This is a genomic window from Hyunsoonleella aquatilis (assembly GCF_014270105.1).
In the GTDB taxonomy this organism is placed as follows: Bacteria; Bacteroidota; Bacteroidia; order Flavobacteriales; family Flavobacteriaceae; genus Jejuia; species Jejuia aquatilis.
In genome coordinates, this window is record NZ_JACNMF010000005.1 from 25,359 (window position 1) to 47,396 (window position 22,038).

Consider the following 22,038-nt stretch of genomic DNA (forward strand, 5'->3'; position numbering starts at 1 on the left):
GGGTTCCCTCCTAGCGTCGGAAACCCTGTGGGCTTTCCACTACAATCCTTAACGCACACTTGCCCGCCAACTAACAGAAATACCTCAAGCCCAATTTCTTCCTTTTGTCATTCTGGCATAAAACAAAGTCCGAAAAGCGTTCTAAAATAAATGGCAAGATTTTAAGTTTTAATTTGGTATTGAACATTATTATAATCCTTATTTTTGCCCAAAACAGTCCTATTTTGAAAGCATTTCATTTACTCGTTTTTATCGCCCTATTTTCTATTTTTTCCACTTACGAGGCCGTGGCCCAAAAAAAGATTGAAATCAAATATTCAGGATTTTTAAATTTTGACGAAGACAATTATCCCGGTGCTAAAATCCTAACCCGGGACGATTCCGAGCAAGTCCACATCGTTCACGAAAGTATCAATATGTGGTGTGACAAGGCCTATTATTACGGAAACGAAAATTTCCTAGAAGCCTACGGAAACGTGAAAATGATTCAAGGCGACACCATTAACATGACATCAAAATATGTGGAATACAGTGGTATAACCCAATTGGCATTTGCCAGTGGCGATGTAGTTTTAAAAGACCCTAACTCCACAATTACGACCGACACATTATATTTTGACAGGGAAAGGCAGCAGGCGTTTTACCAAAATCACGGAAAGGTTGTTAAAGATTCTTCAGGAATCATCACCAGCAGGGTCGGCCGGTATTATATGGAAAATAAAAAATACCAGTTTGTGGATAGTGTTGTTCTCACAAATCCGGATGCCAAAATACTTTCTGATTACTTCGATTTTTATTCCGCAACTGGCCACGCCTATTTGTTCGGCCCGTCAACTATAACTACAGAAGAAAGTATTACCTACTGCGAAAAAGGGTTTTATGATACCAAGGCCAAAACTGGCTATGCCATGAAAAACGCAAAGATTGACTACGATAGTAAGGAAATCCTTGGGGACAGTCTATATTTTGATCAAAATAGAAATTTCTCATCTGCAACAAATAATATCAAAATCATCGATACCATCAATAATAGTGTGGTCAAAGGACACTATGCCGAAATTTTCAAGGCTAAGGATTCCATTTTTATTACTAAAAGAGCCTATGCCATCACCACTCAAGAAAAGGATTCCATTTACATCCATGGGGATACCCTTATGGTGACTGGAAAACCAGAAAAGCGCATCACGCGAGTTTTTAGAAACGTAAAGCTTTACAAATCGGATTTAAGCGGTAAAGCGGATTCCATTCATGTGAATCATGAAAGCGGATTAACACAACTGATAAATATCAATGACCCTACAAAAACCGATGCGTTTTCAGTGTCCCGAAAACCAATATTATGGAACATTGGCAATCAAATGACAGGAGATACCATCCATTTGCAAAGTGATACCGTAAAAGAAAAAATGGATTCCTTAATCGTTTTTAATCATGCTTTTCTCATCAGCAAAGACACACTTGGGGATGGCTACAATCAAATCAACGGAAAAAAGCTTATAGGTTTGTTTAATGATGATAACGAAATCTACCACATCGATATTATCAAAAACGCCCAATCCATTTATTATTTCAGAAATGAGAATAACGAACTGGTAGGTATTGATAAGTCAAAATCAGGCTTAATAAATATTCTCATTAATGACAATGCGATTGAGGAAGTCAGGAAAATCAACCAAGTGGATGGCGACATTTATCCAGAATCCGAATTCCCAGAAATAGATAAATTACTGAAGGGTTTTGACTGGCGTGAGGAAGAAAGGCCAAGTAGTGTTGAAGATTTATTTAAGGATGACCCGCCTTTGGAACTTCCAATAATCAAAGGCCTTGAGGATTATGTGCCTCAGGACGATTTTTTTGATGGAACGCTCAAGGAACGGCTCAATTTTGAGGGCAAAAAACCCAAAGCACTGAAATTAGCAAGTTCAAAAATCAAAAAAAATCCTAATTTACTAATATCCAGAAACAATTTCAAGGCTAGCGAATGGGAAAAAGTGAGGGTGAGGGTCAATTCTAACACAGGGGTTTCTCCAATAAATACTGCTACAAGCTTTACATTGGTTGGTACGAAATCCCAAAATGGCTATATATACCAACACGTTCCAAAATTAAAGGGAAATTTCAAATTAACAATATGGCTAAAGGGTAAGGGATCTGTATTAATTGCTCTACAGGAACATGAAGGAGACACTTCATTATATAGAAAAAAAATCGTTACTCTTTCTAAAGAGTGGACAAAACATACAATACAATGTCAAAAGGATGATGATGGACATAAGCTCAGAGTGATTATAAGCCGAATTAATTCAAGTACGAATCTAGAATTATGGAATCCTGAATTGATTGAAATCTTACCTTAGTAAATGGTAAAATTGACGCTTATGAAAGTTGAATTTTTAAAATACCAAGCTCAAACTACCACAATGCCATTAGCCATGGAAGTCTCGCATGCCGAAGGTTCCTATATATACGATACAAATGGAAAGGCCTACCTAGACTTTGTAGCCGGAGTTTCCGCATGCACAATAGGCCATGGCAACTCTAGAGTAATTGAGGCTATCAAAAAACAATTGGACAAATACCTCCATGTAATGGTCTATGGTGAATACATCCAAAAACCGGCTGTTGAACTTACAAAGCTATTAGCCAGTCATTTACCTAAACCACTTGAGAAGACCTATTTAACAAATTCTGGCACCGAGGCCATTGAAGGAGCGCTAAAATTGGCTAAGCGCGCGACACAGCGCAGTGAAATCATTGCGGCAAACAAAGCATACCACGGCAACACCATGGGTTCATTAAGCGTTATGGGTTTTGAGGAGCGCAAGCAAGCCTTCAGGCCGTTGTTGCCGGATGTTCGGTTTATTGGATTTAATAATGCATCGCATTTAAAACACATCACCAAAAAAACAGCCTGCGTTATTTTGGAAACCTTACAAGGTGGCGCGGGGTTTATAGAACCGAAAAAGGGTTACTTGAGAAAAGTTCGTGAACGCTGTACCGAAGTCGGCGCATTACTTATTCTGGACGAAATCCAACCTGGTATTGGAAGAACCGGCAAGTTATTTGGTTTTGAACATTATAATTGTATCCCAGATATTTTGGTGACCGGCAAGGGTTTAGGAGGAGGCATGCCCATTGGTGCTTTCACCGCCTCTGGTCAGCTTATGGATTTACTAATGGATAACCCAAAATTAGGACATATTACCACTTTTGGAGGGCACCCCCTAATTGCCGCGGCCGCACATGCCACTTTAAAAGAGGTGCTGGAAAACGACCTGATGGAAAATGCACTAAAAAAGGAACAACTCATTCGGAACCACCTAAAGCACCCTCTTATTACTGAAATAAGAGGTAAAGGCTTAATGCTTGCCTTGATTGTGCAATCTTCAGACATTGCCAACTCCCTTATCCTCGAATGCCAAAACAAAGGTCTCATTTTATTTTGGTTGCTGTTTGAACCAAAGGCCGTTAGAATAACACCTCCATTAACCATTTCAGATGAGGATATTATTAAAGGATGCAATATGATTTTGGATACACTTGATGAAACAGCATCTAAATCATAAATTAAAATACTGAAAAACAAAACATTAACACCTTTATTTTGCTAAATCTTAGGATGTTGTTCATTACTTTGTTAAAAACATTTGCTATTTCTCCACCAAAAAAGGCATCCAGAATCTTACTTTTATTTCAGAAGAAAACTTAAAACTGCTTATGGAGTTTAGTCAAAGCGACAACAACAATTTGCCTCTTACTAAGTTTGAATCGATGTTAAAAACCAACCACGTTTTGTTTTTCGATTCCGAAGAATTTGAAAACATCATTCACCACTACCTCAACCAAGGAAAAATAGCCTTAGCCAAAAAGGCCATAAAACTGGGGCTGGAACAACACCCTACTTCCATAAATTTGAAATTGTTTAAAGTGGAAGTATATGTGTTTGAGGATAAGTTAAGTGAGGCCAACGACCTATTGAACCAACTCTATTCCATTGACCCTAATAACGAAGAAATCTTCATCCAAAAGGCTAATATTTATTCGAAACAGGACAATCATAAAAAGGCTATTGAAGTATTGCAATATGCGTTGGATTTCACTGATGATGTGGTCGATATTTATTCCTTGATTGGAATGGAGTATTTGTTTTTAGATGAGTTTGAAAATGCCAAAATGCAGTTTTTAAAGTGCTTGGAAGAGGATATCGAAGACTACTCAGCATTGTATAATGTTATGTATTGTTTTGATTATTTAGAGCAACACGAGGATGCAATTGACTACCTGAATACCTTCTTGGACAGAAATCCATATTGCGAGGTCGCTTGGCATCAATTAGGCAAACAGTACTTTACAAAAAAGGATTACAAGAGGGCCTTGGCATCTTTCGACTTCGCTATTATATCAGACGACACCTTTGTAGGGGCCTATTTGGAGCGTGGTAAGGTTTTAGAAAAAATAGAAAAATATTATGAAGCTATTGAAAGTTATGACCTAACCCTAAAATTGGACGACCCATCTGCCTTTGCCTTATTTAGAATTGGAAGTTGCCATGAAAAATTGGGCAATTATGATAGTGCCCTTCAGTTTTACAAGAAAACAAGAGAAGTCGACCCACAATTGGACAAAGGCTGGATTGCCACAACAAAGTTTTTCATTAAACAGAAAAACTACCAAAAGGCATTATATTACATAAGCAAAGCCCTTAATATCGACTCAGAAAATGTGGTGTATTGGAAGCTGTACGGGCAAATCAATCACCGTTTGGATTTGTTGGAAGAAGCGGAAAGAGGCTACAGAAAGGCATTGGATTTGGGTAATTTTGAATTTGAAACATGGATTGCCAGAGGAGATTTATTGATTAAACTCGGAGAACATCGGGCATCGATCTTAAATTACGAACAAGCTTTGGACTTTTTTCCCGAAAATGCTGAAATCGAGTATCGCTTAGCCGGGTTGCACTTCAAAATGCATCAAAACCATAAGGGTATTTTCCATCTTAAAAATGGCCTGCGCTACAACGCTGAATACAGCTTTATCATAGACGAATTATTTCCCGAACTACTAAGCAATATCAAGATAAAAAGCTTACTTAAAACTAATCACTAGTTGTTGCAAATTGTATACCTTTGGTTTTCCTAAAAATCATTGTATGCAAAGACGGTTTATCGATTACTTTGTTATTTCTTTAAAGGGGGTTGCCATGGGAGCAGCGGATGTTGTGCCTGGAGTTTCTGGAGGTACGATCGCCTTTATATCTGGTATTTATGAAGAACTAATCTCGTCATTAAACAATATTGACTTTTCTTTATTCAAAACACTAAGAGCCGATGGGGTTAAAAGCGCCTGGAAGCAATTAAATGGCAACTTTTTACTGGCCCTTTTTATCGGAATTGGTGTTAGTGTTTTATCTCTAGCGAAAGCTTTAAAATGGGTATTAGAGCACTACCCGATATTGATATGGGCTTTTTTCTTCGGATTGGTATTGGCCAGTATTCTTTTTGTTGGAAAACAGATAAAGACATGGAACGCTCCAATTATTTTAGGCCTAATAATTGGAAGCTTGGTCGCTTTTTATATTACCACAATTCCTTCAATTAGCTCATCCAATTCTAGTTGGTTTTTATTTCTTGCTGGAGCTTTAGCCATTTGCGCCATGATTTTACCGGGTATTTCGGGCGCTTTTATTTTAGTTTTACTAGGGGCTTACAAGCCTATTTTAGAAGCTGTAGATACCTTCAACATCAAGATTATAGCCATTGTTGGATGTGGAGCCATCGTTGGACTTTTATCCTTTTCAAAATTATTGAAATGGCTTTTCAAAAAGTACGAAAACCTTACCCTCGCAATTCTTACCGGTTTCATTATCGGATCGTTGAATAAAATTTGGCCATGGAAAAAAGTACTCTCCTATCGAACAGACTCACACGGTAAAGAAGTACCTTTCTTATCAGAAAGTATATCTCCTTTTTCCTATGAGGGGGAAAATTTCTTTCCGTATGCCATTGTATTAATGGTTGTTGGCTTTTTAACTATTTTTATTTTAGAAAAACTAGGCAGTAAAAAACAATAAATGGAGAGTACCCGAACGCTTAAGGACAAGCTTTTTCTGGTTTTAAAGGGACTGGGTATGGGTGCCGCCAATAAAGTACCCGGGGTTTCGGGTGGAGTTGTGGCCTTTGTTGCAGGGTTTTATGAAGAGTTTATATATTCCTTAAAAAAAGTAAACTCAAAGGCCTTCAAATTACTTATCAATGGTCGGTTTAAAAGCTTTTTCAACTACATCAATGGGCGTTTTTTGGGTCTGTTGTTCCTCGGAATGATCATCAGCTATTTTAGTGTTTCAAAGTTGTTGGATTATCTTATTCTACACCATGAGCTTTATGTTTGGAGCGTGTTTTTCGGGATGATCGTTGGCTCAATTTATTACGTTAACAAGGATTTTGACGACTGGAATAGCCGAACCTACACCTCACTGGCATTAGGTATTATTCTTGGGCTGAGCATTAGTTTTTTGAATCCTGCTAAGGAAAATGACAATCTATTTTTCGTTTTTTTCTGTGGCATCATCAGTGTTTCTGGAATGACACTCCCTGGGTTTTCAGGCTCATTCATTCTTATTTTAATGGGCAATTATGTCCTGCTTTTGGTTGATTCCGTTAATGCTCTTTATGACACCTTTGCTGAGCTATTTCAAGGGGATTTTGGGTTTATTGATAACCAAGAACGTATAAGAATGCTTAAGGTACTGGCCATGTTTACATTGGGTTCGGTTGCGGGGTTAGTGACGTTTTCTCATCTTTTGAGTTACATTTTGAAACATTACAAAAGTATTACTATAGCTACAATTATCGGTTTTATTATCGGGTCGCTAGGTGTGGTTTGGCCATGGAAAAAAACGATTTATAAGCAAATGGAAAACGGTGAGTTTTTATTGGACTCCCGTGGTGAAAAGATTATCGAAAATTATAAACGATTTCTACCCGAACTGAATGTGGAAACATATTATGCCATTGGATATATTATCTTAGGTTTCGCAATTGTGGTGGGGTTAGAAATTTACGGCCAAAAACAAAAAAAACATGTATAGATTAGGGCTTTTAGGCAGAAACATATCCTATTCGTTTTCAGTAAGTTATTTCAAAAAAAAGTTTCAAAAAGAGGGTATTCAAAATGTGAGCTATCAAAATTTCGATATTCCAAAAATTACCCTTTTCTCAGAAATAGTAAAGAATACAGAGGGCTTGAAAGGGCTCAATGTAACCATTCCGTATAAGGAAGAAGTAATCCCCTATCTGGACAAACTCAATAAAAAAGCAAAGGAAATAGGTGCTGTCAACACCATCAAGGTCACCAAAAAAGGAAAATTGGTAGGTTATAACACGGACTGTTACGGGTTTATTAAATCTATAGAACCATCATTAAAAAAGCATCACAAGAAGGCACTGATTTTAGGGACTGGTGGCGCAAGCAAAGCGGTTATCTATGCACTAAAGCAAAAAGATATTGAATGCAACTATGTATCGAGAAAGGCCTCAGACCTTGTCAGTTTCACTTATGAAGAGTTGAGTGCGGATATAGTTTCAGAGCACCAAATTATAGTAAATTGTACACCTTTAGGCACATATCCAAACGTAGACAGCTGTCCATCAATACCATTTGAAAGCATCTCTGAACACCACATCCTTTACGATTTAATTTACAATCCAGAAGAAACCAAGTTCCTTCGATTGGGTAAGGAAAAAGGAGCAACAACCATTAACGGATTGAAGATGTTGAAGCTTCAGGCCGAAAAAGCATGGTCTATTTGGAATCTTCATAAATAGAAAACTTACTCGTTAAAACTCTTTTCCTGCTTTGTAAATCATCTAGTTGTTAGTATCTTTAATGAATAAACTAGACGAACCCTAAACATTTTTTAAAATGTCAGAGCGAGATAACCTGCAAGAAGCAGATGGAAAACAAGAGGATATAGATGTTTCTAAGGTCGAAAATGAGGCCGAAGAAACTATTACAGCCCCGGAAGTTAAAGAAGAAGTCGCAACAACGGAAGATACTGTTGTGGACGAAAATAAAAACGCGGTAGATGATACTCCTGAACCCTCTGAAACTGATGCCCCTAAAGAGACTACTTCCGAGGATGAAGCCATCAACGAAATAGACGAATCCAACGCTGAGGACGCCGAGGACGAGGGCAATAAAGAGCGCCACACCATCGAGTTTAAGGAATACGACAAAATGTCCTTAGAATCTTTGGCGATTGAACTTGAAAAATTGGTGAAGAACGAAAAAGTTCAGGCCATTAAAAGGCATGTGGATGGCATCAAAAGCGAATTCAACAGTAAATTCAATTCATTATTAGAAGAAAAAAAGGCAGATTTCATTAATGATGGGGGCAACGAAATAGACTTTTACTACTCCAATCCTATTCAAAAACGATTCAAAAGTGCTTATCGGGAATATCGAGGAAAACTCAATGAACATTATAAAAACATTGAGCAAAACCTCAAACAAAACCTTAAGGATAAACTAGAAATTATCGAGGAATTGAAAGGGCTGATCAATGTTGAAGAAAACATAAACACCACTTATAAACATTTTAAGGAACTGCAGGAACGCTGGCGCAATACAGGTCCTATCCCACGAGATAAATACAATAATGCCTGGAACAGCTACCACCACCATGTGGAAATCTTCTATGATTTTTTACATCTCAATAGAGATTTACGTGATTTGGATTTTAAGCACAATTTAGAAAAAAAGCTTAAAATTATTGAACGTGCGGAAGATTTGGCCCAAGACGACAATGTAATGCGTGCTTTTAGGGAGTTGCAAGAACTCCACAAAATGTGGAAGGAAGAATTGGGCCCAGTTGGCAAGGAGCACCGTGAAGAAATTTGGGAACGTTTTAAGGCGGCCACCAAAATTATCAACGACAAAAAACAGCTATACTATAAGGAAATTGATAAAGTTTACGAGAAAAACCTTGAGAAAAAACTTGAGATAATAGCATCCATTCAGGCCATTGCCGATGAACCTAACAGTAGCCACGGTGCTTGGCAAAAAAAGATTAAAGAAATTGAAGCCCTGCGTGAATCCTTTTTCAATGCTGGAAAAGTACCAATAAAAGTTAATGAGGAAACCTGGGCGAAATTTAAAGAAGCTGTAAGAACTTTTAATAGACGTAAAAATTCGTTTTACAAAGAGCTAAAAAAGGAACAGTACCAAAACCTTCAAAAGAAAAGAGAACTTGTTAAAATAGCCGAGGACAATAAGGATAGTGAGGATTTTGCCGTGACTACACCATTGATGAAAAAAATCCAAAGCGACTGGAAGAAAATCGGTCACGTACCAAGAAAAGACAGCGATAAAATTTGGAAACAGTTCAAATCGGCATGCAACCATTATTTTGACCGTATTCATGCCAAGCGTAATGCTGCCGACAAAGAATTCGTTGAAGCATTCAACAAAAAACAGGAACTGTTGCAAACCTTAAACAACCTAAAACTGTCAAAAGACAAGAAAAAGGATTTGGAAGTTCTCAAGGATTATATCAGCAAATGGAAAACCTTGGGGCGCGTGCCTAACGATAAACGCTATATTGAAAGCAAATTCAACAAAGCAGTTGATGAGCTATTTGGTAAGCTTAAGGTGGATAAGAATGAGGCCGAAATGATCAAGTTTGAAAACAAGCTTGAAACCCTAAATAGCAATGATGACAATCATAGAGGTTTGGACAACGAACGTTCTTTTATTCGTAAAAAAATAGATGACCTTAAGGGCCAAATCAATCAATTGGAAAACAACCTTCAGTTTTTTACAAATGTGGATGACGATAATCCTTTGGTGAGGGAAGTGAATACCAATATTTCTAAACATAAGGAAGAATTGAGTCTTTGGAAATCCAAGCTCATTAAAATAAAGGAAATGTATTAGTACATTCATTAATACCACAAAAAAGAGCCTGATTTTGTAAATCAGGCTCTTTTTTTGACATTTTCTATTAACTAATTCAAAAACTATCTTGTAACCGTACCTGTTGGCAATGAACCCAAGTTAGCACCAAAATCATGGGTTGCCGGGGCAGTATCTTGTCCTGCAGTACCAACCAATGGTTTTATGGCAAAAGGCGCCGGTGAATCATCAGGAACAGGCTCCACAGAAATTACAACAGTTCTACCTCGAACATCCAATGGGAAAGTTTCCCCTGTAGGTGCATTTAAAAAGAAATCTTCACCGGGCACTGGAGGTCCGGGTTGAGAAGTTTCACTAAAATCATCAAAAGCATCAGCCATATTAAAAACATTAAAAGTGCCCGTGGTAATTGGGCCGTTATCCCCTACTACCCAGCCTTCATAAGCCCATCCAGCAGGTAAAGTGGGTAATACGAAATTCGGTGCTGGAGGCATTCCTGGCGTACCAAACCAAACGCCATAATGGTCATTTCCATTGTTAGTTCCAGTTTCATCAGTTGGAGTTCTTAAAAAGAAAGCTCCGGCTGCATTGCTGAAATCCCCGACAATAGAAGAATTAAGCGTAGCCGAATTTCCAGAAAAATCCCCAACAAGCACCTTGGTGTCAGCCGGAGCTGGGTCCGGGTCTACAGCTGGTTCAATAGAAAGTACAAATCGTGTTGCATTGTTTAATTTCTCTGTGTTTACCGAAAATACCTGAGCACTTGAAACATCTGTAAAAGTACCAGTAGAAACTGGTGCCCCGCTTACTATAATCCAACCTTCATAAACATAACCACTACCTAAGGCTTCCAAACCTTGAGCGTTAAAGGTTAAATTAGAATTTGTTGGTCCAGAATTATCATCGTCATTACTACATGAGGTAGCAAAAAATCCTATTGCCGCTAAGGCGAAAAACATGTTTTTAATCATTGCTATAATTTTTATTTGTTATTTGAATTCAAAATTATAGCTCGGGAAGAACATAAAATGTTAGCTACCTAACACTATGCGGAATTTTTATAAATTCTTATTTCTTTTCTTGAAAATTCAATGATTTTATCCTCTTTCAACTCATTCAAAAGAATGTTTAAAGTAGGTCTAGAAGTACCGATTAAGGAAGCAATATCCTTTTGGGTGTAAGGATGATGAATAATTTTATCCCCGGTTTTTTCGCAATCATAACCATAGTCGTGACACAGTTCGTGCAAAAATTCCATCAATCTTGTTTTGGCATCTTTAAATAGCAACAATTGTAAACGTCGTTCCAATCGCTTTAGTTTCAGTCCGATAAATTTATAGACTTTAAAGCTGAAGGTTTTGTTGTCCCGCATTAAATCATGCATAGTTTCCACACCTATGGGGCAAATACTTGTTGTGTTATCAATGGATTGTGCAAATTCGTCACGCTTGGACTCCCCAAAAATGGCCGTTTCACCAAATAGTTCTCCTCGGGTTAAAATGGCCTTTACCACCTCATCCCCTTCTTCAGTATAGTATCCTATCTTTACTTTCCCTTTTTCAATCAGATACACTTTGTTTGCCGAATCGTCTTCAAAATAGATGTAATCCTGCTTTTTGTAGGCATCAAAATCGTGGTCTGCCTTGTAGGCCTTAAACTTGTGCGGGCAAAGAATTTGAAATAGGTTAACGTCTTCAAAAAACCAAAGGGACTCCATCGATGATTGTTTTACAAGAAAATGTCGTTAAAACCACATCATACTTACAAAAAACCCATAAAAAAACCTCCGAAAATGGAGGTTAACTTTTTATTCTTCTTCGTCGGCTGATGAATCGTCTGCTTCATCGTCATCCAACAAATCCAGCATATCATGCTTTTGAAGGAGGTTATACCATTGGATCACCTTTTTTATATCGCTCGGATAAACGCGATCTTCATCATAATCGGGCAACACATCGAAAAAATATTCCTCCAGTTTATCCTTGCTTTCTTTTGGTCCAACACTACAAAGCTGGCCGTTTTCCCTTTCCCTGATTTTGCCCAAAACCTTGTATAATGGGATTTCTTCGTTCAAAGTATAAATCGCTATTTCACTAAGTACGCTAACGTTATTTTGCAAGCTAACAGAGATACGCTTGCTATCAATTAGAGATTCAGCCACAAAACCGCCTCTTGTTTGGGTGACCAATTTATAGAGTCCTGGTTTTCCGGAAATTGCTAAAACTTTTTCTAAGCCCATACTAGATTTTTAATTTTTGATCCCCATGGTTATCGGGAGGGCAAATATCAGCTTTTTCAAAAGTAAAGCAAAAATTATCGCTTCTTTTTTTGATTAGGAAATCGCATTCTATAGTCCACATTTATCTTCCCTTTCGAAATGTTTGAAAGCCTACCTTTTATCAACCGCTTTTTGAAACTGGACAATTTATCGGTGAACAAGATACCCTCAATATGGTCGTATTCATGCTGAATGACCCGGGCAATCAAGCCGTCAAATGTTTCGGTGTGCTTTTTAAATTGCTCATCAAAATATTCAACTGTGATTTTAGGCTGCCTAAAAACGTCCTCCTGAACGTCGGGAATACTAAGGCAACCCTCTGTAAACGCCCACTGCTCGCCCTCCTCTTCCAAAATGGTGGCGTTGATAAACACCTTCTTAAAATCTTTTAAGGATTCCCTTTCTTCTTCACTTAACTCCTCATCTTCGGCAAAAGGCGCTGTATCCACTAAAAACAAGCGAATAGGAAGCCCAATTTGAGGTGCTGCAAGACCAAGTCCCAAAGCATTGTACATCGTCTCAAACATATTGTCCAGGAGTTCTTCAAGTTTAGGATAATCTTTGGTTATTTCCTTGGCTTTCTTCTTTAAAACGGGGTCGCCATAGGCTACTATGGGTAAAATCATCGTTAGGATTAAATTGTTTTTTGCAAAAATACAACTCTCTATTATATAATGTGCATGGAAAGTTATTTAGAATACAAATAACTCTGAAGAATTAACGTAGCACTAATTTCATCTACCAAAGCTTTGTTTTGGCGTTGCTTCTTCTTTAATCCGCTGTCCAACATAGTCTGAAAGGCCATTTTTGAGGTAAAACGTTCATCCACGCGTTTTAAGGGAATATTCGGAAATTGCCTTTTAAGCTTTTCCAGAAATGGCTGAATAAGAGCTTCACTTTCTGAAGGGGTATTGTCCATTTGTTTAGGTTCTCCCATTAAAATTAACTCCACTTCTTCTTTCGAAATATAATCTTTTAAAAAAGCCAACAATTCCTTTGTGTCCACAGTGGTCAAACCCGAGGCAATAATTTGCAACTCATCCGTTACGGCTATCCCCGTTCGTTTCATCCCGTAGTCTATCGCTAAAATTCTTGCCATGCGCTTAATTTTCGCAAAAATAACCAAATAAAAAAAGACCGCCCTTTCGGACAGCCCTTTTCGTGTTTAACCTTATTATTAATATTTGAATACTTGTTCTAGTTTATGATAATTTTCTTTTGTGAATCTTTGGAAATACTAACTTGATGTTATCAACTTTTCTTTCTCTGTTCAAGAAAATTCTAATATCGCTACTGCTACGAGCAATAGTTTCTTTGATTTTTACAGTGTCGATAATTACTGTAGCTTCTTCAGTTTCAGAAACAGTAACTGTTTTTTCAACATTATTAGTCTTAATTTCATTTTGAGCGCCTACGGCAGAAAAAGAAAGTAATAAGATAAATAAGATGTAAAAATTCGTTTTCATGATTTGGGTTGTTTCATTTGTTTCAACGGTTCAAATATATATCCGCATCAATGCTCAAAAAGAATAAAATAGTTGTAGCACACGGAATTTTCGATTACTAGAGAAGCAGAAATTTTTACCGATGAATAGTGGAAGTGCTCGATTTTATCGATTAAAAACACGAAAAATGCATTTCATCTAAAAAAATAATTTTTTCACGGGAAAAACGGCATCGAAATCTTTAGAAAATCGACAGGATTTCGACAAAATTTTTCAGGATATTTAAAGACGAAATACACATCGATTTTAGGCTTTAGATAGTATATTTGCCCAAAATATTGAAACCAATGACGGATTTACAACAAATTATAGAAAGCGCTTGGGAGAACCGAGAACTATTAAAGGAAAGTAAAACAACAGACGCCATAAGGAAAGTGGTCGACCTTTTAGACAAAGGCGAGCTTCGTGTTGCAGAGCCTATCGAGGGAGGATGGCAGGTGAATGAATGGGTTAAAAAAGGTGTTGTACTTTATTTCCCTATCCAAAAAATGGAAACCATTGAGGCCGGGCCTTTGGAGTTCCATGATAAAATTCCTTTAAAAAAGGGTTATGCCGAAAAAGGGATTCGTGTAGTACCGCATGCCGTTGCAAGACATGGGGCATATATTTCACCTGGTACTATTCTTATGCCAAGTTATGTTAACATTGGAGCCTATGTTGATGAAGGTACCATGGTAGATACTTGGGCCACCGTGGGTAGTTGTGCGCAAATTGGTAAAAACGTACACCTTTCTGGTGGTGTTGGTATTGGTGGAGTTTTAGAGCCATTACAAGCCGCCCCTGTAATTATTGAAGATAATGCCTTTATCGGTTCGCGTTGTATAGTTGTTGAAGGCGTCAGAGTTGAAACTGAAGCCGTTTTGGGTGCTGGTGTAGTATTGACCATGAGTACAAAGATCATTGACGTTACTGGTGACAAGCCAGTGGAGCACCGAGGGGTAGTTCCAGCACGTTCGGTAGTCATTCCTGGAAGCTATGCTAAAGAATTCCCTGCTGGGACATATAATGTGCCTTGTGCACTAATCATTGGAAAACGAAAGGAAAGTACTAATAAAAAGACCTCGCTAAACGATGCTTTGAGAGAGCACGATGTAGCGGTTTAAAAAGTTTGCAGTCTACAGTCGCAGTTGGCAGTTCTAACTCTTATGTGAAAACTTATGCTACTCGTAAACTTCAAAATACTAAAATTCCAAATCCCAAACTTTTATCCTTGGAATTTGGAATTTTTTATTTGTAATTTATCGGCATGAAGGTTTTAGTGATTCAGCAAAAAATGATTGGAGATGTGCTTACAAGTACTATTTTGTTTGAAGCCCTTAGAGAACATCACCCTAACGCTGAGCTTCATTACCTAATAAATTCGCATACCTTTCCCGTTGTAGAGCACAACCCGAATATTGACAAATTTCAGTTTTTAACTCCAGAAATTGAGAAAAAAAAGTCATTGTTCAATAGCTTTCTGAAAAAGATTCGAAAGGAGAAATACGACATTGTTATTGATGTATATTCAAAATCCTCCAGCAATCTCATTACCTTATTCTCTGGGGCAAAAACGAAAATTTCAAAATATAAATGGTACACAGCATTTTTGTACACACACACTTTTAAAGAAAAAACCACACCTGATACGAATGCCGGTTTAGCCATTGAGAATAGATTACAACTGCTAAAGTCTATTATTAAAGATGATTTGAAGCCCATAAAGCCTAAAATATATCTTACAGAACTGGAAGTTGAAGACGCAAAGGAGCTTTTGGAAAAATTCAAGATAGAACTTTCAAAACCTCTTTTTATGATTGGCGTTTTAGGTAGTGACAATTCAAAGACCTATCCTCTGGCATACATGGCCAAATTGATTGATGCTATTGTTGCGGAAACCCGAGGTAATATTCTTTTCAATTATATTCCAAATCAAATTGAAGACGTAAAAACACTGATGTCTTTTTGTACTGATAGTACCAAAGAGCATATTCATTTTCACATTTTTGGTAAAAGCCTAAGAGAATTTATTGCCATTACCAAACATTGCACAGCTTTGATAGGCAATGAGGGAGGTGCAATCAATATGGCAAAAGCTATTGATAAACCTACATTTGCTATTTTCTCACCATGGATTTTAAAAGAAGCCTGGAACATGTTTGACGATGGAAAACTAAATGATTCCATCCATTTAAATGATATCAAGCCAGAGTTGTATCAATATCAAGACTTAAAAGCTATCAAAAAAGACTATCAAAATTATTATAAAACTTTTGCCCCAGAATTAATTATTCCAAAATTAAAACAGTTTCTGAAAGCTATTGGTTAATACCGTAAGCGGTTCTTGTAATCTTTTGGGATTTGGTAGTTTCCCTGATTTTCTTGTTTTTTTGAATCATTTCAGGGCTTACATAACCTCTTTTATGGTCTAAATGCAAACAAATTGCAGAATAGCGAATCTGTTTCGCCTTGATACCTGCATTGAACAGCCGTTCGCCCAATTCCCGGTCTTCTCCACCGTACTGCATACGCTCATCATAACCATTGGCATTTAAAATATCAGATTTCCAGCCAGAAGTATTATGCCCGTTCCAAGTGGCAGTGGTTGGCGTAAATCGGTTTAAAAGATCTTCTTTTAAACCCTTGGCAGTAATTTTGTTGTTTTTGAATGAAGATTTCAAACCGTGAGATTTTAACCAATCAATATTAAAACATTGCTGGTTTTCAATATCTTCCTTTGAAATTAATTTGCTAATAGACAACGGCAACTTAAAATAGCCCCCGGATAAAAAATAGCCTTCTTCCCTCCTATCAACGTGGACTTCCAAAAAATCCTTCCGGGCAATGCAATCGCCATCACTATAAACCAGATAGTTTCCTTTACTGGCTACAGTGGCCTTATTTAAAATAATCGTTTTTTGAAACCCATTGTCCTCGTGCCAAATATGTTGGATAGGATAGTCTAATTTGGGTTTTAAGCTTTCAATTAACGTTTTGGTAGCTTCGTCGGAACCGTCATCAGCAATAACAACTTCAAAATCTTTAAACGTCTGATAATTATAGCTCCACAATACTTTTTCCAACCATTCCGGGTGATTATAAGTGCTTATTATTACTGAAACATCAATTGAATTCATTGATTCAAAAATAGCTATTTTTACGGAATAAAATCTGCTTTTCTTGAATAAGAAACATATCCAAATATCCGCTTTATTAATAACGTTCAATGAGGAAAAACACATCGACGCTGTTATTGAGAATATAGACTTTGCGGATGAAATAATTGTTGTTGATAGCTTCAGCACTGATGAAACCTTAATTAAACTAAAGGGTTTTCCACGCGTTACCGTAATTTCAAGAACTTTCGAAAACTTTGCTGACCAACGAAATTATGCCATAGATCAAGCCAAATACGACTGGATATTGTTTATCGATGCTGACGAGCGTATTCCTGAAAACTTGAGGCAGGAGATATTAAATGTGGTTAAAAACACAGATGAGATCGTGGCTTACATGTTCAAACGCCGATTCTTCTTCAATGAAAAAGTAATGAGATTCAGTGGACTGCAGTCCGACACTACCTATAGATTATTTAGAAAAGGATATGCTAAATACGATGAAAATAAAATTGTACATGAAAATCTTATAGTGGACGGCAAAAGTGCTGTTTTGAAACATTATATGCTTCATTATTGCTATACTAGTAATGCGGACTACAAAAGAAAAATGGAGTATTATGCTTCCTTAAAGGCCAAAGAACTGTATAACAAAGGTAAAAAGGTCAATCTTTTACATTTAATATTAAGGCCAGTTTATAAGTTTATCACCAATTATGTTGTAAGGCTAGGGTTTTTAGATGGGATAGAAGGGTTTAATGTCTGCTATCTAAGTGCCTACGGCGTTTGGCATCGGTACAAGGAATTACAGCGGTTAAACTCGCTTCCAAAACTTTAGCTTTTTCTTTAACCTCCGTTTCCGATGGTATTTTTCCTGAAATTCCTCGGTTAACTTCCACATCAGGCTGAACACCTTTTCATAAGATTCTCCAGAACATTTCGCATATTCATCGCTCATCACCTCCACCATACTTTTATGAATGGTCAATCTCGCAAAATTCTTGATTCGCGTTTCAAAATCCAAGGGCTTGAATTCCATACGGTTTAAATCCACCAAATAAAATTTGTAATTGCCTTTGTTGATTTCAATCAACGTATTTCCTGGGGAATGGTCCAAAAAATGGATATTTTTCTTGTGTAGCTCAAAAGTGAAGCGGGTAAAAGCTCTCAAAACAGCTTCGTGATTGGGGTAGTCCACATCCAAAGTCAATTCGCGATAGGTAATATCGCAGGGCTGTTGTTCGCTGATATAGTAACTATTCTTAAATAAAAACAGGGTGGTAAACTCATAATACCCCATGGGCTGTGGCGTTCCCACTCCCAACTCCATCAAACGGTTGGCATATTCAAAAGAGCGCTGTGCCTTACTTTTTCTGAAAAACCTATAGGCAATTTGATTTATGAGATTGGGTACCCTAAACGATTTTACGTTTATAGTTCTATCTTCTAAATTGAACAACTTTAGGGAATTCCTATCCTGATTACCAAAATCCTCCCCTTTTGAATCAAAGTTTTGGATGATATCATCAAAAAACGCGGCATGTTCCGCAAAATTATTATGTATTGTTTTATTGATTTTCACTTAAATATTTATCAACACCGTTTTTGCACCTTTTAATTCTTTCGGAAATTGTTCTATCCTGAATTTCATTTCCGGTTTCAGGGTTTTCAAGAGCCGAAGGCTTATGGTAAATATGAAAACAAATCCCTGAAAACTTGAGCCGTTTAGGCTTTATACCTAAAAATGTTAATCTCATACCAAAGTCGTAATCTTCAAAACCCCAACCCAGATAGTCCTCATTGTAACCATTAATAGCAATGGCATCAGCTTTCCAATAAGACATATTTGCCCCTCTTAATTTTGTGGAAATCGAGCTATCGGGTTTTCTGTTTTTATAAACAAACGGAAGGTACAACGCCCTCATTCTTTTTTTAAGACCACTTGACAACCAACTAAGACTGAATGTTCCCTTTGATAAAATTTTCTCTGATTTCTCTTTTGTAATAGTTACCCTGGTTCCAAATAAAAAAAATCCTTTTTTGCTTATCTCCAGATGATTCTTAACAAAATGTCGGTGCAGGATGATATCCCCATCAATCTGAATAATATATTCCGATTCAATTTTAGCAATAGCTTTGTTTAGAATAATCGTCTTAGTAAACCCTTTATCTTCATGCCAAACATGGATAAGCGGTATCCTGAATTTTGTTTTATAGGTATTGATTAACGCTCTTGTATCATCCTTGGAACCATCATCAGCTATAATAACTTCATCAGGCATCACAGATTGTTTCAAAACACTCTGTAGCACCAAATCTAAGGCTTGTGGCCAATTATATGTTGAAATCAGTAAAGCCACCTTAGGAAGGTTATCCATTTTTTCCTTTTTTCAATTCAAAAACTTTATCTACCCAACCCGGTAGAGCATAGGCATTATATATGTTTACAGGTATTGGTTCATAAGGCGTTTCAAAAAAAGATTTAGGTATTTCAACATGATTTTTGTCCACCACCAAAATATTGTTCGGGTTGTAAAAATCATAAGTAACGATGTCCTTATTAGTAGTAATTAGTTTTTTTGAAAACCCCAAGCTTTCAAATACCCTAAAGGTTAAACCTGCCTGATTCTCCCTATGTACGTCCAATAATACGTTAGATTGTGAGATAAAAGACTCAACCTCATTCAAATCAAAAGTCTGTTTTGAATATTCTATTTGAGTCGAATTATGGCTTGGGATATTTTTACCAACTATGATGATTTTGTATGTTATCCCAATAGCGTCCAAAGCCTTAGCTATATTTTGTATTACTACATCCCTTTTCCCGGTTGAGCTAACATTAAATACTTCATATTTCTTTTCATTTACAGTTAGTTCTTTTTCGTTATATATAAAGTTGGTTATAAACGAAAAACCAAACTGCTTTACATCCTCTTTCTCAAAAGAGTACCCCTTATCAAAAACATTATAAATTTTAGCAATTTTAGGAGACCGCCTGTAATTATCATTGAAAAAACCTATTAATTCATCTGTAAATGGTTTTATCTTTTCAATAAAATCAGGATTTAAAAAATCGCCTTTTATTAGTAGTATTTTATCTTGTTTGCCATTGCTTCTTAGTTCCTCCAAAATTTTTTTCTCTAAAAACTTCTTTTTTATGTTATATTTAAAAAATAGTTTTGCGAAGAAATTAAACACTCTATGAAAAAAAGTAGGATAACGATAGCGTAGCTGATAAAAATTAATTTGATTTACCTCAATATTTTTGCGCTCTAACTCTTTGGCAATAAATTGATTAAAACCCCAATTATCTAAACTAATTAATGTGATTTTCATACAGCTGTATATAGTGCAATATTAAGAATTAAATACCAAATGCGAAGGCTTCTTTAGAGGCTAGCACTCAACACTAATATTTCCTTTACATCAAAAACACAATTTAGATGGATTACGATAACAAACCAGACAATTATTATAACAATACCAGATATGAAATGTTTGGTTTTTATCCTGAGGGTGCAAAAACTCTACTTGATGTAGGGTGTGGAGAGGGTACTTTTGCTTCGTATATAAAAGAAAAGCATAGTCCCGAAACCTGGGGTATAGAGCTGATGCCTGAACATGGGGAAAAAGCAAAAAAAATACTGGACAAAGTCTTTATTGGGGAATGTGAAAGCTTTATTGAGGAGCTCCCTAATGATTATTTTGATGTCATCTACTTTAATGATGTTTTAGAACATTTGGTCGACCCGTATTGGGTACTAGAAAAAATAAAGGATAAATTATCTGAAAATGGTGTAATAATTAGTTCTATCCCCAATATGAGGTACCATAGCGCTTTAAAAAAGCTAGTGCTTAATAAGACATGGGAATATGAAGAACACGGAATTATGGACAAGACCCATCTAAGGTTTTTTACGGGAAAAAGTATCGCAAATATGTACAAAAATTTGGGTTATAAAATTGTTACCCACAAGGGTATTAACAAAACGAAATCCATTAAACCCTACCTTTACAATATTCCATTTTTATTTACTGCAATGGACATGAGATATCTGCAATACGCCACAGTAGTTAAAAAATAGACATCCTTTTCGCATACGACACCAATACTATGAAAATACTTATTGAAGACAAAACAGCCGTATTACCAGCAAAAAAATATGGAGGTACAGAACGTGTTATTTGGGGCCTTGCCAAGGAACTGGTAAAATTGGGGCATGAAGTTTATTTACTGGCCAAGGAAGGATCCCATAGCGATTTTGCAACAGTGATTCATTATGATGAAACCAAAGATTTGAAAAGCCATATTCCAGATGATGTTGACGTAGTTCACTTATTTCATTCGTTGGGAAAAGCAATAGACAAACCCTATATATTTACAATGGGAGGAAATCCATCTCCCGAGCAGGCGTTGGATATAAATATGGTTTTTGTTTCCAAAAACCATGCACAGCGATATGGCTCTGAGGCTTTTGTTCATAATGGGCTTGATTGGGATGATTATCCTGACCCAATATTAGATAATAAAAGAGATTATCTTCATTTTTTGGCAAAAGCGTCATGGAAGGTAAAAAACCTATTCGGAACTGCTAAAATTGCATTAAAGTCTGGCCACAAATTGCACGTAATGGGTGGAGAAAGATGGACCTACCGCAATTTTAAAAGAGGTTTAAAGTATATTTTGAATAAAAATATCATTTTTCATGGTATGGTTGAAAATGATAAAAAAATGGAAATTGCACAACACTCCAAGGCCTTGGTTTTTCCAGTGGTATGGCACGAACCTTTTGGACTTGCCATTACCGAAAGCATGTACGCAGGCTGTGCTGTTTTCGGAACTAAAAATGGATCATTAGCTGAATTAATTACGCCAGAAGTCGGTTTTTCAAGTAATAACTCTAACGAAATCATAAAAGCCATCAAGGAATTTAATTACAACCCTAAACGATGTCATGAACACGCTGTTAAATACTATAATTCTAAGGTAATGACAGAATCATACTTAGAATTGTATGAAAAAGTGATTTCGGGAAAAACTATTAATCCGGAAGTGCCCAAGTATATTGAAGAAGCGAATGTGGTTCCAAAATTCACCTAATTATCAAAATTACTGGTTGATAATAATACCCGGCAAGGAGTTTAGCGCCCTTCTTTAAAGCGCAAAATATGGGTCTCAAAATCATTTCAAATCCCTAAAATAAATCGCTACTTAGGTTTTAAAAGGTTGACATATGTTGTAAATTTG

General features: G+C 36.7%; 22 protein-coding genes. 12 read left to right on the top strand and 10 right to left on the bottom strand.

What is annotated here, in order from left to right:
* Window positions 1-224 precede the first annotated feature (224 nt).
* The 7 genes from H7U19_RS14020 (at window position 225) to H7U19_RS14050 (ending at window position 9,933) form a co-directional block, all read left to right on the top strand.
* A complete protein-coding gene (locus H7U19_RS14020) occupies window positions 225-2,357 on the top strand; it encodes an OstA-like protein (protein ID WP_222597445.1) in 2,133 nt (710 codons plus the stop codon).
* A gap of 21 nt (window positions 2,358-2,378) precedes the next feature.
* Complete coding sequence (locus H7U19_RS14025) at window positions 2,379-3,566, top strand: aspartate aminotransferase family protein (RefSeq protein ID WP_186563482.1); 1,188 nt, start codon at window positions 2,379-2,381, stop codon at window positions 3,564-3,566.
* Window positions 3,567-3,717: 151 nt separating this feature from the next.
* Window positions 3,718-5,106 (top strand): tetratricopeptide repeat protein, encoded by a 1,389-nt coding sequence (locus tag H7U19_RS14030; RefSeq protein WP_186563484.1) that lies wholly within the window; start codon window positions 3,718-3,720, stop codon window positions 5,104-5,106.
* Window positions 5,107-5,149: 43 nt separating this feature from the next.
* Window positions 5,150-6,070 (top strand): polyprenyl-phosphate transporter, encoded by a 921-nt coding sequence (locus H7U19_RS14035; protein WP_186563486.1) that lies wholly within the window; start codon window positions 5,150-5,152, stop codon window positions 6,068-6,070.
* Entirely contained in the window at window positions 6,071-7,087 is a 1,017-nt protein-coding gene (locus H7U19_RS14040) for a DUF368 domain-containing protein (protein ID WP_186563489.1), read from the top strand. It begins immediately after the preceding gene.
* Window positions 7,080-7,823 carry a shikimate dehydrogenase family protein gene (locus tag H7U19_RS14045; RefSeq protein ID WP_186563490.1) on the top strand — a complete coding sequence of 248 codons (744 nt, stop codon included), beginning with the start codon at window positions 7,080-7,082 and terminating at the stop codon, window positions 7,821-7,823. Before H7U19_RS14040 ends, H7U19_RS14045 begins: the two co-directional genes overlap by 8 nt.
* Before the next feature lie 97 nt (window positions 7,824-7,920).
* Entirely contained in the window at window positions 7,921-9,933 is a 2,013-nt protein-coding gene (locus H7U19_RS14050) for a DUF349 domain-containing protein (RefSeq protein WP_186563492.1), read from the top strand.
* 83 nt (window positions 9,934-10,016) lie between these two features.
* On the opposite strand, the gene H7U19_RS14055 is transcribed toward H7U19_RS14050, so the two are convergent.
* The 6 genes from H7U19_RS14055 to H7U19_RS14080 form a co-directional block, all read right to left on the bottom strand.
* Window positions 10,017-10,883 (bottom strand): anti-sigma factor, encoded by an 867-nt coding sequence (locus H7U19_RS14055; RefSeq protein ID WP_186563494.1) that lies wholly within the window; start codon window positions 10,881-10,883, stop codon window positions 10,017-10,019.
* A gap of 74 nt (window positions 10,884-10,957) precedes the next feature.
* A complete protein-coding gene (locus H7U19_RS14060; RefSeq protein ID WP_186563496.1) occupies window positions 10,958-11,629 on the bottom strand; it encodes a Crp/Fnr family transcriptional regulator in 672 nt (223 codons plus the stop codon).
* A gap of 90 nt (window positions 11,630-11,719) precedes the next feature.
* Window positions 11,720-12,151 carry a DUF5606 family protein gene (locus H7U19_RS14065; RefSeq protein ID WP_186563498.1) on the bottom strand — a complete coding sequence of 144 codons (432 nt, stop codon included), beginning with the start codon at window positions 12,149-12,151 and terminating at the stop codon, window positions 11,720-11,722.
* A 74-nt stretch (window positions 12,152-12,225) separates the two neighbouring features.
* The gene (def, locus tag H7U19_RS14070) at window positions 12,226-12,816 is read right to left on the bottom strand and encodes a peptide deformylase (protein WP_186563500.1); all 591 of its coding nucleotides are present in this window, start codon (window positions 12,814-12,816) and stop codon (window positions 12,226-12,228) included.
* A gap of 62 nt (window positions 12,817-12,878) precedes the next feature.
* Window positions 12,879-13,289: a Holliday junction resolvase RuvX gene (ruvX, locus tag H7U19_RS14075; RefSeq protein ID WP_186563501.1), complete on the bottom strand. Its 411-nt coding sequence runs from the start codon at window positions 13,287-13,289 to the stop codon at window positions 12,879-12,881.
* 103 nt (window positions 13,290-13,392) lie between these two features.
* Window positions 13,393-13,656 carry a hypothetical protein gene (locus H7U19_RS14080; protein ID WP_186563503.1) on the bottom strand — a complete coding sequence of 88 codons (264 nt, stop codon included), beginning with the start codon at window positions 13,654-13,656 and terminating at the stop codon, window positions 13,393-13,395.
* Between the two features lie 326 nt (window positions 13,657-13,982).
* Between H7U19_RS14080 and H7U19_RS14085 the strand changes: the two genes are divergently transcribed.
* Both H7U19_RS14085 and H7U19_RS14090 read left to right on the top strand, forming a co-directional pair.
* Complete coding sequence (locus tag H7U19_RS14085; protein ID WP_186563505.1) at window positions 13,983-14,798, top strand: 2,3,4,5-tetrahydropyridine-2,6-dicarboxylate N-succinyltransferase; 816 nt, start codon at window positions 13,983-13,985, stop codon at window positions 14,796-14,798.
* A gap of 143 nt (window positions 14,799-14,941) precedes the next feature.
* On the top strand, window positions 14,942-16,003 hold the full coding sequence (locus tag H7U19_RS14090; protein ID WP_186563507.1) for a glycosyltransferase family 9 protein: 1,062 nt from the start codon (window positions 14,942-14,944) through the stop codon (window positions 16,001-16,003).
* Here the strand turns inward: H7U19_RS14090 and H7U19_RS14095 are convergent.
* A complete protein-coding gene (locus H7U19_RS14095) occupies window positions 15,993-16,811 on the bottom strand; it encodes a glycosyltransferase family 2 protein (RefSeq protein WP_186563509.1) in 819 nt (272 codons plus the stop codon). The two genes, H7U19_RS14090 and H7U19_RS14095, sit on opposite strands and share 11 nt — an antisense overlap.
* Window positions 16,812-16,854: 43 nt before the next feature.
* Here H7U19_RS14095 and H7U19_RS14100 point away from each other — a divergent pair, with 43 nt between their 5' ends.
* Window positions 16,855-17,628: a glycosyltransferase family 2 protein gene (locus H7U19_RS14100; protein WP_186563511.1), complete on the top strand. Its 774-nt coding sequence runs from the start codon at window positions 16,855-16,857 to the stop codon at window positions 17,626-17,628.
* On the opposite strand, the gene H7U19_RS14105 is transcribed toward H7U19_RS14100, so the two are convergent.
* From H7U19_RS14105 to H7U19_RS14115, 3 genes are read right to left on the bottom strand one after another with little or no spacing between them, the layout of a single operon-like run.
* Complete coding sequence (locus H7U19_RS14105) at window positions 17,605-18,372, bottom strand: Kdo domain containing protein (protein WP_425489560.1); 768 nt, start codon at window positions 18,370-18,372, stop codon at window positions 17,605-17,607. The two genes, H7U19_RS14100 and H7U19_RS14105, sit on opposite strands and share 24 nt — an antisense overlap.
* Window positions 18,359-19,168: a glycosyltransferase family 2 protein gene (locus tag H7U19_RS14110; RefSeq protein ID WP_186563513.1), complete on the bottom strand. Its 810-nt coding sequence runs from the start codon at window positions 19,166-19,168 to the stop codon at window positions 18,359-18,361. The genes H7U19_RS14105 and H7U19_RS14110 overlap by 14 nt, the downstream gene beginning before the upstream one ends.
* On the bottom strand, window positions 19,161-20,126 hold the full coding sequence (locus H7U19_RS14115; protein WP_186563515.1) for a WaaS/CpsH family glycosyltransferase: 966 nt from the start codon (window positions 20,124-20,126) through the stop codon (window positions 19,161-19,163). Before H7U19_RS14115 ends, H7U19_RS14110 begins: the two co-directional genes overlap by 8 nt.
* A gap of 107 nt (window positions 20,127-20,233) precedes the next feature.
* On the opposite strand from H7U19_RS14115, the gene H7U19_RS14120 reads away from it, so the two are divergent.
* Window positions 20,234-20,875, top strand: coding sequence for a class I SAM-dependent methyltransferase (locus tag H7U19_RS14120; RefSeq protein ID WP_186563517.1), 642 nt, complete (start codon window positions 20,234-20,236; stop codon window positions 20,873-20,875).
* A gap of 29 nt (window positions 20,876-20,904) precedes the next feature.
* Window positions 20,905-21,891, top strand: a complete 987-nt coding sequence (locus tag H7U19_RS14125) for a glycosyltransferase (protein WP_186563519.1) — start codon at window positions 20,905-20,907, stop codon at window positions 21,889-21,891.
* The last annotated feature ends 147 nt before the right edge of the window (window positions 21,892-22,038 follow it).

Bases quoted from the DNA above. Each gene is read 5' to 3' on its own strand.
- H7U19_RS14025 (WP_186563482.1), top strand. From the start codon at position 2,379: ATGAAAGTTGAATTTTTAAAATACCAAGCTCAAACTACCACAATGCCA.
- H7U19_RS14030 (WP_186563484.1), top strand. From the start codon at position 3,718: ATGGAGTTTAGTCAAAGCGACAACAACAATTTGCCTCTTACTAAGTTT.
- H7U19_RS14035 (WP_186563486.1), top strand. From the start codon at position 5,150: ATGCAAAGACGGTTTATCGATTACTTTGTTATTTCTTTAAAGGGGGTT.
- H7U19_RS14040 (WP_186563489.1), top strand. From the start codon at position 6,071: ATGGAGAGTACCCGAACGCTTAAGGACAAGCTTTTTCTGGTTTTAAAG.
- H7U19_RS14045 (WP_186563490.1), top strand. From the start codon at position 7,080: ATGTATAGATTAGGGCTTTTAGGCAGAAACATATCCTATTCGTTTTCA.
- H7U19_RS14050 (WP_186563492.1), top strand. From the start codon at position 7,921: ATGTCAGAGCGAGATAACCTGCAAGAAGCAGATGGAAAACAAGAGGAT.
- H7U19_RS14055 (WP_186563494.1), bottom strand. From the start codon at position 10,883: ATGATTAAAAACATGTTTTTCGCCTTAGCGGCAATAGGATTTTTTGCT.
- H7U19_RS14060 (WP_186563496.1), bottom strand. From the start codon at position 11,629: ATGGAGTCCCTTTGGTTTTTTGAAGACGTTAACCTATTTCAAATTCTT.
- H7U19_RS14065 (WP_186563498.1), bottom strand. From the start codon at position 12,151: ATGGGCTTAGAAAAAGTTTTAGCAATTTCCGGAAAACCAGGACTCTAT.
- def (WP_186563500.1), bottom strand. From the start codon at position 12,816: ATGATTTTACCCATAGTAGCCTATGGCGACCCCGTTTTAAAGAAGAAA.
- ruvX (WP_186563501.1), bottom strand. From the start codon at position 13,289: ATGGCAAGAATTTTAGCGATAGACTACGGGATGAAACGAACGGGGATA.
- H7U19_RS14080 (WP_186563503.1), bottom strand. From the start codon at position 13,656: ATGAAAACGAATTTTTACATCTTATTTATCTTATTACTTTCTTTTTCT.
- H7U19_RS14085 (WP_186563505.1), top strand. From the start codon at position 13,983: ATGACGGATTTACAACAAATTATAGAAAGCGCTTGGGAGAACCGAGAA.
- H7U19_RS14090 (WP_186563507.1), top strand. From the start codon at position 14,942: ATGAAGGTTTTAGTGATTCAGCAAAAAATGATTGGAGATGTGCTTACA.
- H7U19_RS14095 (WP_186563509.1), bottom strand. From the start codon at position 16,811: ATGAATTCAATTGATGTTTCAGTAATAATAAGCACTTATAATCACCCG.
- H7U19_RS14110 (WP_186563513.1), bottom strand. From the start codon at position 19,168: ATGGATAACCTTCCTAAGGTGGCTTTACTGATTTCAACATATAATTGG.
- H7U19_RS14115 (WP_186563515.1), bottom strand. From the start codon at position 20,126: ATGAAAATCACATTAATTAGTTTAGATAATTGGGGTTTTAATCAATTT.
- H7U19_RS14120 (WP_186563517.1), top strand. From the start codon at position 20,234: ATGGATTACGATAACAAACCAGACAATTATTATAACAATACCAGATAT.
- H7U19_RS14125 (WP_186563519.1), top strand. From the start codon at position 20,905: ATGAAAATACTTATTGAAGACAAAACAGCCGTATTACCAGCAAAAAAA.